The 13,388-nt window shown below is 69.0% G+C and carries 7 protein-coding genes; 2 read left to right on the top strand and 5 right to left on the bottom strand.

What is annotated here, in order from left to right; all coding sequences use genetic code 11:
- Nucleotides 1–7: 7 nt before the first annotated feature.
- Nucleotides 8–883 carry a phosphoribulokinase gene (locus KV203_RS09980; RefSeq protein WP_066469893.1) on the top strand — a complete coding sequence of 292 codons (876 nt, stop codon included), beginning with the start codon at nucleotides 8–10 and terminating at the stop codon, nucleotides 881–883.
- Nucleotides 884–914: 31 nt separating this feature from the next.
- Here the strand turns inward: KV203_RS09980 and KV203_RS09975 are convergent, their stop codons facing one another.
- Both KV203_RS09975 and KV203_RS09970 read right to left on the bottom strand, forming a co-directional pair.
- The gene (locus KV203_RS09975; protein WP_157079784.1) at nucleotides 915–2,855 is read right to left on the bottom strand and encodes a linalool dehydratase/isomerase domain-containing protein; all 1,941 of its coding nucleotides are present in this window, start codon (nucleotides 2,853–2,855) and stop codon (nucleotides 915–917) included.
- 137 nt (nucleotides 2,856–2,992) lie between these two features.
- Nucleotides 2,993–3,538: a DUF5134 domain-containing protein gene (locus KV203_RS09970; RefSeq protein WP_169797496.1), complete on the bottom strand. Its 546-nt coding sequence runs from the start codon at nucleotides 3,536–3,538 to the stop codon at nucleotides 2,993–2,995.
- A 109-nt stretch (nucleotides 3,539–3,647) separates the two neighbouring features.
- Between KV203_RS09970 and KV203_RS09965 the strand changes: the two genes are divergently transcribed.
- Nucleotides 3,648–4,307 (top strand): TetR/AcrR family transcriptional regulator, encoded by a 660-nt coding sequence (locus tag KV203_RS09965; protein ID WP_066469901.1) that lies wholly within the window; start codon nucleotides 3,648–3,650, stop codon nucleotides 4,305–4,307.
- A gap of 16 nt (nucleotides 4,308–4,323) precedes the next feature.
- On the opposite strand, the gene KV203_RS09960 is transcribed toward KV203_RS09965, so the two are convergent.
- The 3 genes from KV203_RS09960 to KV203_RS09950 form a co-directional block, all read right to left on the bottom strand.
- A complete protein-coding gene (locus tag KV203_RS09960) occupies nucleotides 4,324–9,828 on the bottom strand; it encodes an ATP-binding protein (RefSeq protein WP_066469910.1) in 5,505 nt (1,834 codons plus the stop codon).
- Between the two features lie 284 nt (nucleotides 9,829–10,112).
- Entirely contained in the window at nucleotides 10,113–11,567 is a 1,455-nt protein-coding gene (locus KV203_RS09955; RefSeq protein WP_066469913.1) for an NAD-dependent succinate-semialdehyde dehydrogenase, read from the bottom strand.
- An 11-nt stretch (nucleotides 11,568–11,578) separates the two neighbouring features.
- Complete coding sequence (locus KV203_RS09950; RefSeq protein WP_066469915.1) at nucleotides 11,579–13,189, bottom strand: GMC oxidoreductase; 1,611 nt, start codon at nucleotides 13,187–13,189, stop codon at nucleotides 11,579–11,581.
- Nucleotides 13,190–13,388 lie beyond the last annotated feature (199 nt).

Genomic DNA, 13,388 nt, shown 5'->3' with positions numbered 1-13,388 from the left:
CGCCGATATGTCGGTCAAACACCCGGTCGTCGCGGTCACCGGTTCGTCCGGTGCCGGTACCACCTCGGTGACCCGGACGTTCCAGGAGATTTTCCACCGCGAGGGAATCGAACCGGCCATCGTCGAGGGCGATTCGTTCCACCGCTACGACCGCGAGCAGATGCGGGCGGCGCTCGCCGACGCCGACGCAACGGGACACACCCTGTCGCATTTCGGCGCAGAGGCCAACCTGCTCACCGAACTGGCGGCCCTGTTCCGCGACTACGGCGAATCCGGCGTCGGTTCGGTCCGCAAGTATCTGCACAACGACGACGAGGCCAAGCCGCACGGGCTCCCGGCCGGTACCTTCACCCCTTGGGAAGACCTGAAACCCGGTAGCGATCTGCTGTTCTACGAGGGCTTGCACGGTGGCGCGGTGACCGACACCGTCGATGTCGCGCGGCACGTCGATCTGCTGGTCGGGGTGGTGCCGATCGTCAATCTGGAATGGACGCAGAAGATCTTCCGGGACAAGACCGAACGCGGCTACTCCGACGAGGCGATCATCGACACGATCCTGCGCCGGATGCCGGACTATGTGCAGTACATCTGCCCACAGTTCTCCCGCACCTACATCAACTTCCAACGGGTGCCGACCGTGGATACCTCGAATCCGTTCACCGCCAGGACGATTCCCACCGCGGACGAGAGTTTCGTGATCATTCGGTTCGCCGATCCCAAGGAGATCGACTTCCCGTATCTGCTGTCGATGCTGCACGACTCGTTCATGTCCCGGACCAACAGCATCGTGGTGCCCGGCGGCAAGATGCACCTGGCGATGCAGCTCATCTTCACCCCGCTGATCCTGCGGTTGATGGACAAGCGACCGAAGCGCCCGCGCTGATGAGCCGGATGATCCGCTCCATGAGGGCGGGTCAGCGTGGGGTGATCGAGAGCTCCCGCCGGTCACCGAGGTCCAGCTCGACGATCGCGGCGCCGGTGTCGGAGGCGGTGATCCGGTCGGTGGTGGCGCCGGTGACCGCGTATTCGCGGTTCGGTCGTAGCCGCTCGATGCCGAGCGTGGTCCGAACCGGACCGGCTCCCGGGCGGAGCACCAGATGCAGGGCGGCACCGTCGGTTTCCGCCCGCGCTACCAGCACGTCGGGGTAGGCGGCCGCGCCGAGTACCGGACCGCGTTGCCACGCCGCCGGCCCGCCGTAGGTGATCAGGTCGCGTAACCCGCTGCGGCGGTTGAAGCGATGCTGCAGGGCGTACAGGTTGCCGAGTCCGGACAACCCCGCGTAGCGCCGCACGCCGTCGCGCTGCACCGGGTCCCCGTGCTCCTCGAGTCCGGCGGTGGCAGCCCGGGCGTACTCGTCGTCGCCGAGTTCCCGGGCGGTCATCGCCACCATGTTCAGCCCGTAGGCGGTGCTGCCGAGGCGGTAGTTGCCCGGGTCCAATCGGCTGGACGCGCGCACCGGGAGCACGCATCGATCGCCGTCGAGCCGGATCTCCTGGTCACGCACGATCCACCATGCGCGTTGGGCCAAGTCGGGCAGGCCGGCGTGTAGCCAGAACGCCGAGGTCAACCCGATCACCGGACCGGCCCACAGGTTCCACGACAGGCCGAGTCGTTGGGCCCGCACGCCGATGATCCGGCCGTCGGGGCGGAGGAACTCGGTCTCGTAGGCGTGCCGAAGCCGGTCCAGCACGTCCCCGGTGAGCTCCGTGCCGCACAGTCGGTCATGGCTGATCAGCGTGTTCAGCCCGAACGTGTTGCAGACTGAGTAGATCCAGTTCGGTTTACACGGGAAGAGGGTGAAGTCGGAACCGAGCAGGTTGCGGTGGATCGATTCGGCAAGCGTGGAGAAGCTGTTCGGGTAGACGTGCCGGTCGTCGTATCGGAAGGTCAACGCGCCCGGCTCGGCGAACCGATCGTCGTTGAGCGTCGCGTACATGCCGGCCTGCACCCCGAGAAATCCGGTGAGCATGATGTTCTCGCGCAGTACCGGATCGGGGTTCCAGCGCAGATTGCCCCAGAGGTTCTCGACCGCCCAGTAACCGAATACCCTCCGGTCCAACATCTTCGCGATGGCGTTGCGTTGCGCCTCGGCGAGATAGCCGGTGAACGCCGGGGTTCGGGTGAACTGGGCGGTGGCCAGGGCATAGCCCAACGAGTTCAGCTGGTAGCGCAGTGCCGACTCGCGAAACTGGTCGATCCGGGTGAACCCGGCGAACTCGTCGACCGGTTGCAGCGCCAGGTCGAGCGCGTAACGCAGCGCGGCCAGATCTTCGGGCGACGATTCGGTGACGGGGGAGCGGCCGGCCGGCGTGCCGGTGATGGTGAAGCGCTCGCGAGCCAACCGGTCGGCGAGGTCGGCACCGCGGCGCGCCTGGCCGCGAAAACGCCATTCCTGCGACAGGGCCGCCACGAGCAGGAGGATCGGCGGACCGGTCAGCGCGATCACCGTTCCGGCGGTCGAGGTCGACGGGGTGCCGATGACGAGCGGCAACACCGCCAGACCGGCCCAGACCAGAATCGGTGCCAGCGCCGGTCCGGCTGCCCACCAAGCGAATACCGCGACGACGAACCCGGCGAGCCCGAGCACCGCGAGGATCGGATGGCCGGTATACCAGAGTCCGCCGCCGGGGTTGGCCAGACTCAGCGCGACTGCGGTTATGCCGGTCGGTGCGGACGCGAGTACCGCGGCCGGACCGGTCGACCACAGCGCCAGCCAGGTGGTCAGGGTGCGTCGTACCTTGCGCGCGGCGACCGGTCCGGTGCGGCGGGGTCTCGGCAACCCGATCTGGATATCGGAGGTTTCGTGCTCGCCGGACGGCTTTGCCGGGAAACGAGTTTCGGGGGAGGGGGTCATCATGTGCTCCGGACGGGTGCGGGTCGGGTGGCGGGCGGCGGAAAGTCGGCCGGCGATTCCGTTGCGCCGGTGACGCGGTGGAAAGCTCGGCGGAGGAGGGCGATCAGGTAGGCGGCGGCGATACAGCAACCCATCGCTCACCCGCCGGCCAGCATGGCGAGCATCCCGATGCTCATCCCGACATGGGGGATCAGGCCCAGCCGGTCAGCGCGGGTGGGGGCCGCCCCGCCACCGATCGTCACCGCTACCGGCACGCGATCGCCGACCGCCAGCAGAGCGGTGGTCACCACCAGATCGACCACGACGATCAGCGTCAATGCCGTACGGAGACCGCCCGCGGTATCGGTCACGGCGGTATCGGTCACTGCGACGACAGTGGCGGCGACCATGCACACCGCCCAGAACGTCGACGCCGCGTGGCTCGGGTCCGGCCGGCGAACCAGCCGTGCCACACAACCGGCCGCGATCAGCACCGTCGCGGCCGACCACCACTGCACGCCGACCATCCGGTGATCCAGCAGCATCGCTGCCATCACCAGGTTCATCGCCAGATGGGCGATATCGCCGTCTCGGTCACCGCCGCCGGGAGCGGCGGCCCGGATCAGGCTGATCAGCGCGCAACCGAGGAGCAGCGCGAACAGCGTCCAGGTAGCGCCATTCAGCCCCGGGTGCTCGGTGTGCATGTGCATGTCGTCGGCCTCACTGTCTCGACCAGCAACCTGACACTGCGTCAGGTTCTGACAGCATGTCAGCTGGGCTGACAGGGTGTCAATAGATCGATAGGCTCAGTGGATGGCGGCGAAGACGACGGATCGGCCAGGACGGTCATCCGGGGACCGGCGACCGGTCAGCCGGGGCGACCAGCAGCGCGCGGTGATCATGGACGCGGTGGCCGAGCTGTTGCAGACCGTGCCGATCGCTGATCTGTCGGTCGCTCGGATCGCGGAGCACGCCGGGGTCACCCGGCCGGCCTTCTACTTCTATTTCGATTCCAAATACACGGTGGCCGCGGCGGCGTTGCAGCAGGTGTGGCAGGACCTGGAGGAGTCGACGGCCGCGCTGGACGAGTACGACTTCGCGGTGCCGCCGGCGGAGTTCAGCGACCGGATGATCAACGACGCCGTCGTGGTGTGGCGCCGACACGCGCGGCTGCTCGCCGTGTGCGCGCAGTCCACCGATCCGGGGCTGACCACGGCCTGGGACCGGTTCGTCGACGACCTCACGCTGCGCCTGACCCGATTCGTCGAACGAGTGGATGCCGCGGAAGGAGTCCGGCCGGTCTCCGCCGATCTCCCCGCACTGGTGGACAGCCTGGTCGGGGCGACGATCTGGGCGCTGCTGGACGAGACCCGCCGACCCCGGCCGGACTACGACGAGCGGCGACTGACCGCCGTCCGCCGACTCTGGCTGGCCGGGGTGTGGGGGGCGGAAACGAACAGTCCGGGCGCGTAGTCGCGCCCGTCTGCTGCTACCCGACCGCGCGCGCCATGCCCCGCTCGACCGCTGCCACCAGCTGTGGCCGCAGCTCGGCCGCCGGAATGATGTGGTTTACCGAGCCGACCTCGCGAGCGCGCTCGATGTTGTGGATCGCCTCGAACTCCTGCGCTACCTCGCCGAGCTTGTCCGACCGGACCGCGGCCCGCGTCTTGGCCAACTCACTGCGCAGCTGCGCCCGTGTCGCGTCGGTGCGGGCCCGGGCCAGCTGCTCCTCCAGGCCGCGCACCGCCGGGTCGGCTGCGGTGCGGTTGTTCACCTCGCGGGAGAAGACCACCGCGGCCGCCGGCGCACCGCCGATCACCGAGGCGAACGAGCCTTCGACGGCGAGCACCTCCATGTTGTCGTTTAGCGCGCCGGAGAACACCACGAACGCTCCACCGTGGTACCGGGAGATCACGCAGAAGACGATCGGGCCGTCGAAGTTGACGATCGCCCGGCCGATCTCGGCGCCGTACTCCAGCTGGATGTTGCGCAGCGACTCCGGCGAGCCGTCGAAGCCGGACAGATTTGCCAGCACCACCAGCGGGCGATTTCCGCTGGCTGCGTTGATCGCCCGGGCGGTCTTCTTCGACGACTGCGGAAACAGCGTCCCGGAGGTCCAGGTATCCGGTCCGTCGGTCGGGAACCAGCCCTTCCGGCTCACCGTGCGCGATTCGATCCCGATCACCGTGACCGGATAGCCGGCCAGGTGCGCGTCGAACACCACCGAGGTGTCCGCCCCGGCCATATCGGCCCAGCGCTCGAGCACCGCATGGTCCTGATCGACCACCGCGCGCATCACCGTCCGGATATCGAACGGCTTCTTGCGCTCCGCGTTGCGCTCGGCGGAGAACACATCGCCGACCGTGGTGAAATCGCTGCCGGGGTGCACGTGCGGGAACGACCGGACATCCCGCTCGACCGGGTCGGTGGTCGCCGCCCGCCGTGGGAAGCGTTCCCCCGGCATGACATAGGCGTGCCGGTAATGGGCGAACAGGACGTCGCAGGCGGCGGTCAGGTCCGGTGCCCAGTACTGCGCCTCACCGTTCGGGCCCATCACGCGGTCGTAGCCGCCGATGCCGAAGTTGTCCTCGGCCGACACCCCGCCCGAGTAGTCCAACGACTGCTTGCCGGTGAGCACCATCGCACTGTCGGGAGTCATCACCAGGATGCCCTTCGTGTGCGACAGCATCGTCGCTTCGGCGTTCCAGTACGGCTGAGCACCGACGTTGATCCCGGTCACCACGATGTTGATCTCGCCGCCGGCCTGGGTGAAGGTGATGATCCGGCGCAGGGCCCGCGACACCCAGTCCATGTTCTCGGTGCCGCTCTCCATCGAGATGGTGGCACCGGAGGACAGGGTGAACCACTCGACCGGCACCCGCATCTGCTCGGCCAGGTCGATCGCCGCCACGATCCGAGCGCACTCGGCTTCGGCCACCGTGCCCAGCGCCTTGGTCGGGTCGCCGAACATCGCGACCCTGGTCATCCCCTCCGGGTACAGCTCGGTCGGGGTGGTGACGAGCCCCACGATCAGGCCGGCCGAGTTCCGTCCGTAGGGGCGGTCGATCGGAACGAGCTCGGCAGCCGCGCCGGTACCGACCAGGTCGTGCTCGACGAAGCTGCCGTCGTCGCCGGTCAGCAGCGGGATCAGCTCGTACGGGTAGACGGTGTTGCGCGTCCGGGCCCGCTGCACCTTCTGGGTGTACTCGTCCAGCGGGCGCAGCGGTTCGTTGGGCTGCTCGGTGACGGCGATCGTGAGGCCGGCGCCGGAGCGGAAGGAGAAGCGCAGCGCGACGTCGCGCACCGGCTCGTTCGGCCGTTCCCGCAGCCGCGCGTGCAGCGCGACTTCCTCCAGGTTGGCACCGGCGGTGATCGGTGCGATGTGCTGCGCGATCGACGGCAGTGACGCCAGCGGCAGGTCGATCAACGGCCAGATGTACAGCACCACCCGGTTGTTGTCGTATCGCGGGGTGCGGCGCTCGGCCTGGGCTCGGCGAATCCCGTTCATGCAGGCGGAGACGGCGCGCTCGATCGCCGGCACGGCGATCACGTTGCCCGCGTCGTCGCGTTGCACCGCCTCGGCCCGTACCTCGGCGTATGCGATCAACCGCTCGTCGGCCGGGTTGTCCCGGGCTACCAGGTGGAACAGATAGGTATCGGCCGGGGACGGCAGGGGAGTGCCGTCGAAGTGCTTGAGCCGCCACATGTCCAGCCGTTGTGCGGTCAACGGATGCATGCCGCGGATGATCCGATCCTCGACCAGTCCGTGCGCGGTATCCTCCGGGGCTCGACGCAACGTCACCTGACGCATCCCGTCCGGCCCGATCACCGTGGTGGTGACCCGGCGCCAGACCCGGCTGTTCGGGTGTTCGGCCAGTCGAGCACGCAACGCATCGGCCAGTTCGTCGCCGTCCTCCGGCGCATCCGGCCAGCTCAGATACAGGTCGACCGCGACATTCTCCGGAGCCGCGCCGGCCACGTCGTCGATCGCGCGCAACGTGCCGGGCAGCTCGGCGGCGGTTCCGGTGGTGGAGACGAGGTGGATCCGATCGCCGGCCAGCTCGAACGTGCCGGTGACGACATCACGAGAATCCCGATCGAACGACTTCACGTCGTCGAGGGTGTGGATCCGGTAGTACTGCCGAGTCACCACCTCGAGCAGGGCGCCGGGCTGGTCGATCCGTTCGGCCAGCATGCCGATCAGGGGTTCCGGCGCGTTGACCAGCTCGTCGATCCGAGTCGCGAGGTCTCGCGCGGCCGGGCGTTCGGCCAGGTACTGCAGACTGCCGCGGACCTGATCGAAGGTCCGCTCCCGGACCGAGCGGATGACCGGCTCGTCGAAGTAGGTGAACCGCACCGAGCGGGCGATGTCACCGATCAGCGGGTGCCGCAGCTGGGTCGCGTCGATCAGCCGATCCAGTACCTCCGAGACGTCGGGGGTGGGGCGGGGCGCGGCGGCATCGTCGGACAACCAGCGCTCGAGCAGTCCGGCGATCACCGGGACACCGTTCTCGGTGCGTTGCTGCGCCAGGAAAACGCGGTAGACGGCCTCTTCCAGCTCGGCCGAGCGTTCCAGGCTCCGGACATCGTAGTGCTGCAGCGCGCGAGCCAGCTTGTCCTGGAACTTCGCCGGCAGTGCCTGCACGTCGACGTCGAGCGATTGCAGATAGGCGTGGAAGTGTTCGCGGGGGCTGTGCACGGCTTCCGCGTCCAGCTCGGCCAGGCCGGGCCGGTTCCGCGACAGCTCGCAGATATCGGCGAAGGTCGCCAGCAGCTCCAGTTCGGCGGCCGCGATGCTCTGCTCGCGCGGCGGCAGCTCGTCCCGCAGCGCGATGTAGCCGGCCATCAGCGCCCGCCCGCGAACCCCGCTGACGTCGTACCCGCTGATCATCGCGCGCATCGCGCGCAGCCGGGCGGTGGCCTCGGTGACCGCGTCGCTTTCCTGGTCGGCCACGTCGACCGTGTCGAACTGCACCCGGGGCACGGCGGTCGTGGCCGCGGCTTCGCCGATCTGATCGACCCGCAGCAACGGCGCACCGGCGTCGATCTGCGAATTGACCACCGCGAGCACTTCCCGGACCCGGCCCGGGTAGGCCGCCCGAACCGCGGTCTCCATCTTCATCGCCTCGAGCACGACCAGCGTCTGGCCGACCTCGACTTCGTCACCCGGCGCGACCGGAACGGCGACCACGACGGCCGGTGCCGGTGCCCGGACCACGCCACCCTCGTCCTGACTGATCTGGTGCGAGACGCCGGCCACTTCGACCAGGTAGCCGGCCGGCCCGGGGACCGTGACGACGTGATACCGCCGACCGGCCACGACCAGCCGGCTCTCGTAGTCGCTGAGTCGGTCCACCTCGACCCGGTAGTCCCCATCTTCGGTCTCCACCCGGTACCGGCGCGGCCCGGTCTGGCCGACCCCGAGCTCGTAGGCGTGCCCCTGATAGCCGAGCTCGACCGTACGGCCGACCACATGGCTGGCCCGTGGCCGACCACCCCGCGCCGAGGCCAGGAACGCGGCGCGCTCGCGTGCCTCCTCGGTGTCGTAACTCGCGATCGCCGCGGCGACCAGGGCGATGTCGGCCACCGGGGACGGGCCCGTGGCCGTTCCGGCGCCGGTGCGGTCCAGCCAGCCGGTGTCGGCCGAGCCGTCGATCAGCTCGGGGCGGTCGAGCAGATCGAGCAGGAAGGACTTGGTCGTGGTGCCGCCGTCGAGCACCACGGTGGTCTCGCGGAGGGCGGTGCGGAGCCGAGCGAGCGCCTCGCTGCGATCTCGTCCCCAAGCGATGATCTTGGCGACCATCGAGTCGTAATCGGGCGGGATCACGTCACCTTGCGCGATGCCGGTGTCCACCCGCAGACCGGAACCGAGCGGGAACTTCAGCAACGACACCGTGCCCGGCGCGGGTGCGAACCCGTTGTCGGCGTCCTCGGCGTTGAGTCGGGCCTCGACCGCATGGCCGAATTCGGCCGGGCAGTCACCGGTCAGCCGGCCGCCGGATGCCACGTGGATCTGCAGCTTGACCAGGTCCAACCCGGTGGTGGCCTCGGTGATCGGGTGCTCGACCTGGAGTCGGGTGTTCACCTCCAGGAAGGTGAAAATCTGCTGCTCGGGCTGATAGAGGTACTCGACGGTGGCCGCGCCGCAATATCCGGCGGCGCGGACCAGCTGGGCGGACACCGTACGCAGGTGATCGGCCTGCTCCTTGGTCATCACCGGCGAGGACGACTCCTCGATCACCTTCTGGTTCTTGCGCTGGATCGAGCAGTCGCGCACCCCGGGTGCCCATACGTTTCCATGACTGTCGGCGATGATCTGAACTTCGACGTGCCGGGCGTCGGTGACCAGCCGCTCGATGAATACCACCGGGTCGCCGAAGGACCGCTGCGCCTCGCCCTGGGTGCGTTCCAGGGCCAGCTCCAACTCGTCTTCGGCGTAGACCTTGCGGATGCCGCGGCCGCCGCCACCGCTGCGGGCCTTGATGATCAGGGGGTAGCCGATCGCCTGCGCATGGCGACGGGCGTCCGCCCGCGTGGATACCGGTCCGCCGGACCAGGGCGCGACCGGCACGCCGACCTTCTCCGCGAGCAGCTTGGCCTCGACCTTGTCACCGAGCAGCCGCATCGCGTCGGCGGACGGGCCGATGAAGGTGATCCCGAGATCGGCGCACATCTTGGCGAACGCCGGATCCTCCGCGACGAAGCCCCAGCCGACCCACACCGCGTCGGCCCGAGCCACGCGGAGCGCGCGGGCGAGCTCGGCGTGATCCAGATACGGACTCGCCGCGGTCGCGGACGGCCGCAAGGTCACCGACTCGTCGGCCTGGCGGACGAACATCGCCCGGCTCTCGGCCTCGGTGTGCAGTGCGATGGTGACCAGGCCCGGACTCGCCGGGTTGCCCGTCGCCCCGTACTCCGCCTCGAGTTCGCGGACCGCGCGGATCAGGCGCACGGCTGCTTCACCACGGTTGACCACTGCAATCCGTTTGAACATGTCCCTCACATCGTCCGTCGTGGGTACCAGCTGTCGCGTCCGGGTGCGCGGCGCGCTCCAGACTGCAGCACGCGAGCGTCACAGTCCAAACTCCACCGTGCCGCAAATCCCGCTATCGGATCGTTATCTTCGCTGATCGCATTGTCGGGCAATGCGATCCAGATATCGAAAGAAATCCGGCTGCGCTCCGGCGAGTCGCGGCTACCGGCGAGTAACGTTGTGCGGCAAGCGCTCTCGAAAGCGCACTCGCCGCCCTGGTTACCGGCCGGTAGCCGGGCTTGCGCTCACGGCAGCGCGATGTATTTCGGTTCGAGGTACTCGGCGATTCCTTCGGTCCCGGCCTCGCGGCCGAGGCCGGACTCCTTGACTCCGCCGAACGGTGCGGCGACATCGGAGACGACGCCTCGATTGACCCCGACCATGCCCGCTTCGAGCGCCTCGGACACCCGCAGCGCCCGGTCCAGGTCGCGGGTGTAGAAGTAGGCGGCCAAGCCGAACTCGGTGTCGTTCGCCGCTGCCACCCCGGCGGCCTCGCCGCTGAACCCGGCGATCGCGGCAACCGGACCGAACACCTCTTCACGCAGGATGCGGGCGTCGGCCGGCACGTCGGCCAGTACGGTCGGTTCGAAGAACCAACCGGGGCCGGGTAGAGCGTTTCCGCCGGTGGTGACCCGCGCGCCCCGATCGAGCGCGTCCTGCACCAGCTCGGCGACGGTAGTGCGCTGCCGGTCGGTGATGAGCGGCCCGACCTGGACGTCGGGCGCGTAGCCGGGGCCGACGGTCAGCTCGCTCATCCGCTCGGTCAGGCCGGCGGTGAATTCCGCGCGAACCTGATCGGCGACATGGAATCGGTTGGCGGCAGTACATGCCTCGCCGGTGTTGCGCATCTTGGCCTGGAGCGCGCCGGTCACGGCGGCGTCGACGTCGGCGTCGGCGAACACCACGAACGGTGCGTTGCCGCCCAGTTCCATCGACGTGCGCAGCACCCGTTCGGCGGCCTGCCGCAGCAGCAACTTGCCGACCGCGGTGGAACCGGTGAAGGTGAGCTTGCGCAGTCGGGGATCGGTCAGCAATGGGGTGGTGAGCGCAGCCGCGTTCGTGGTCGGCAGGATCGACAGCACTCCCGGCGGCAGCCCGGCGTCGGCAAACACCTGCCCCAGCAGCAACATGGTCAGTGGCGTCTCGGCGGCCGGCTTGATGAGCATGGTGCAGCCGGCAGCGAGTGCCGGGCCGATCTTGCGCGTGCCCATCGCCAGCGGAAAATTCCACGGGGTGATCCCCAGGGTCGGTCCGACCGGTTGCTCGGTGACCAGGATCCGTCCGGTCCCGGACGGCGACCGGGTATAGCGGCCACCGATTCGGACTGCTTCCTCGGCGAACCAGCGGAGGAACTCGCCACCGTAGTCGACCTCACCCCGGCTCTCGGCCAGCGGCTTACCCATCTCCAGGGTCATCACCAGCGCGAACTCGTCCCGGCGGGCGATCACCAGCTCCCACGCCCGGCGCAGCAACTCGGCGCGTTCCCGCGGCGCGGTCGCGGCCCAGCCCGGTTGTGCGGTGACCGCGTCGGCCAGCGCCGTGGCACCGTCGGCCGGCGTCGCGTCGGCGATCTCGATGAGCACGTCCCCGGTCGCCGGGTTGCGCACGCCGAACACCGGGCCGGGATGCACCTGGTCGCCGCCGAGCCACAGCCCGGTCGGCACCGGGGGGAGGGCGGGCACGCTTACCGAAGCAGACATGGTGGCTCCGTCTAACGGATCTCGTCGACGAACTGGTCCATCGCCCGTTCGGCAAGTGCGGCAATGGTCATCGACGGGTTCACCGTCGCCGTACTCCCCGGGATCATCGCGCCGTCGACGACGTAGAGACCCGGATGCCCGTGCACCCGACCGTAGCCGTCGGTCGCCGCGCCGAGCACGGCACCGCCGAGTGGGTGCGCGGTGAAGTTGGCGTTCGCGGCGTAGCCGATCGCGTCGTACTCGACCAACGCGTTGGCCGCTGCGGCGATCTTGTGATTCACCGCCCGCGCCGCCGCCAGCGCGCGGGCATTGCCGTCCGCCGGCCAGTTCAGCGTGACCTTCCCATCCGGACCGGCGTGGAAGCTGCCCCGGGTCGGGTCGAGCACCATCCCGAGGGAGGCCAAGGCGCCGGTCTCGATCGGGATGCCCGGGATGTACCAACTCTCCAGGGTGGTGGGTGGACCGGACTCGTCGTGAATCATGCTGGCGCAGGGAACTCCCTGGCCGGTGCCGGCCAGGGCGGACATTCCACGCGCGAGTACCACGTCGCCGTTGGTGCCCCAGCCCTGGCCGACGTGCTCGTTCAGATGCGGCAGCGATCCGGCCGCCTTGGCCCGGACCAACAGTTCGGTGCTGCCGACCGAGCCCGCGGCCAGCAACAGCCGGTCGGCGGTGAGGGTGCGTCGCGCCGTCACCGCACCGGTCGGATCGAGCTTGCGCAGCTCGACGACGAAGCGGCTCCCGTCGTGCCCGATCGAGTCGACCTGATGCCCGGGATAGACGGTGGCGTTGCCCGACGCCTGCGCCTGTGCCAGATAGTTCTGATTGAGATCGAACTTGGCGCCGTTGGAGTTGCCCAGATTGCTCCGGGCCGCGGTGGCCGAGGGGCGGCTGCGTCCGGCCAGCTCGTCCCGCAGCACATCCCAGCGGAAGATGGATTCGACGGGGGTCGGTTCATAGCCGGCCTTACGAGCCTGGTCGTCCCAGGCGCGCGAGTGCGCGAACGGTGTCGAGCCGTAGATGTCGGGCGGCATCGTGGACAGTCGGAGTTCGGCGCGCACCCGCGGGTAGTACGTGCGCACCATCTCGTCGTATCCGACCAGCCCGCCGAACACCGACTCGAACAGGTGCCGGGGTGGCTCCGGCATCGCGCCGGTGAAGATCACCGAGCCGCCGCCGACCGCTGCGGCCCGCCAGACATCGAGGTTGGGGTAGGACGTGCAGTCGAGCACCCCGCCGAAGTCCTCGAACTGCATCGGGATCTTGGTGACGCCGGTGAAGCTGGTGCGATGCCAGAAACCGCGGCCGTCCGGCAGATCATCACCGGTGAAGATCTCCCGCCAGGGATCGTTCGGCCAGCGGGAGCCACGCTCCAGGACCGTCGTCGGAACCCCGGCCCGAGCCAGCCGCAGCGCCGCCACCGCACCGCCGAAACCGGAACCGATCACCAGCGCCCGGCTGTGTTCCGGCGGATCGGGCAACGGTTCGAAGATCTCCGGCACCCACGAGCGGAACATCCCGGCCCACGCACCCTCGGCCCGAGCCGGGGCGGTTCGGCTACCGGCAGCCAGCGCGGCGGCGGAGACGCCGCTGGCGAATGCCAGAAATCGGCGGCGATCCATCCCCAGCTACTCCTCACCGACCCGGACCGATCCGAGCCGATCGCCCGGTGCGGCCCATGGTCTATCATTCGACCCGTCCTGGACCGACACGCTACTGCCACAGTCCGCTCGGTGTAACGCTTGGCCTGATGTTGCGAAACATATCAACGACAAGTGTTTGCTAGGGGGATGCCGGCGGACGAAGAACAGTTGAGAGTGT

Origin of the sequence: Skermania piniformis (assembly GCF_019285775.1) — a bacterium.
Classification (GTDB): Bacteria; Actinomycetota; Actinomycetes; order Mycobacteriales; family Mycobacteriaceae; genus Skermania; species Skermania pinensis.
Note: the sequence above shows the minus strand (reverse complement) of the source record. Positions and strands in the feature narration are given on the sequence as shown.

Coding starts and splice junctions, on each gene's coding strand:
- KV203_RS09960 (WP_066469910.1), bottom strand. CDS start 9,828: ATGTTCAAACGGATTGCAGTGGTCAACCGTGGTGAAGCAGCCGTGCGC.
- KV203_RS09975 (WP_157079784.1), bottom strand. CDS start 2,855: ATGACCCCCTCCCCCGAAACTCGTTTCCCGGCAAAGCCGTCCGGCGAG.
- KV203_RS09970 (WP_169797496.1), bottom strand. CDS start 3,538: ATGCACACCGAGCACCCGGGGCTGAATGGCGCTACCTGGACGCTGTTC.
- KV203_RS09950 (WP_066469915.1), bottom strand. CDS start 13,189: ATGGATCGCCGCCGATTTCTGGCATTCGCCAGCGGCGTCTCCGCCGCC.
- KV203_RS09980 (WP_066469893.1), top strand. CDS start 8: ATGTCGGTCAAACACCCGGTCGTCGCGGTCACCGGTTCGTCCGGTGCC.
- KV203_RS09955 (WP_066469913.1), bottom strand. CDS start 11,567: ATGTCTGCTTCGGTAAGCGTGCCCGCCCTCCCCCCGGTGCCGACCGGG.
- KV203_RS09965 (WP_066469901.1), top strand. CDS start 3,648: ATGGCGGCGAAGACGACGGATCGGCCAGGACGGTCATCCGGGGACCGG.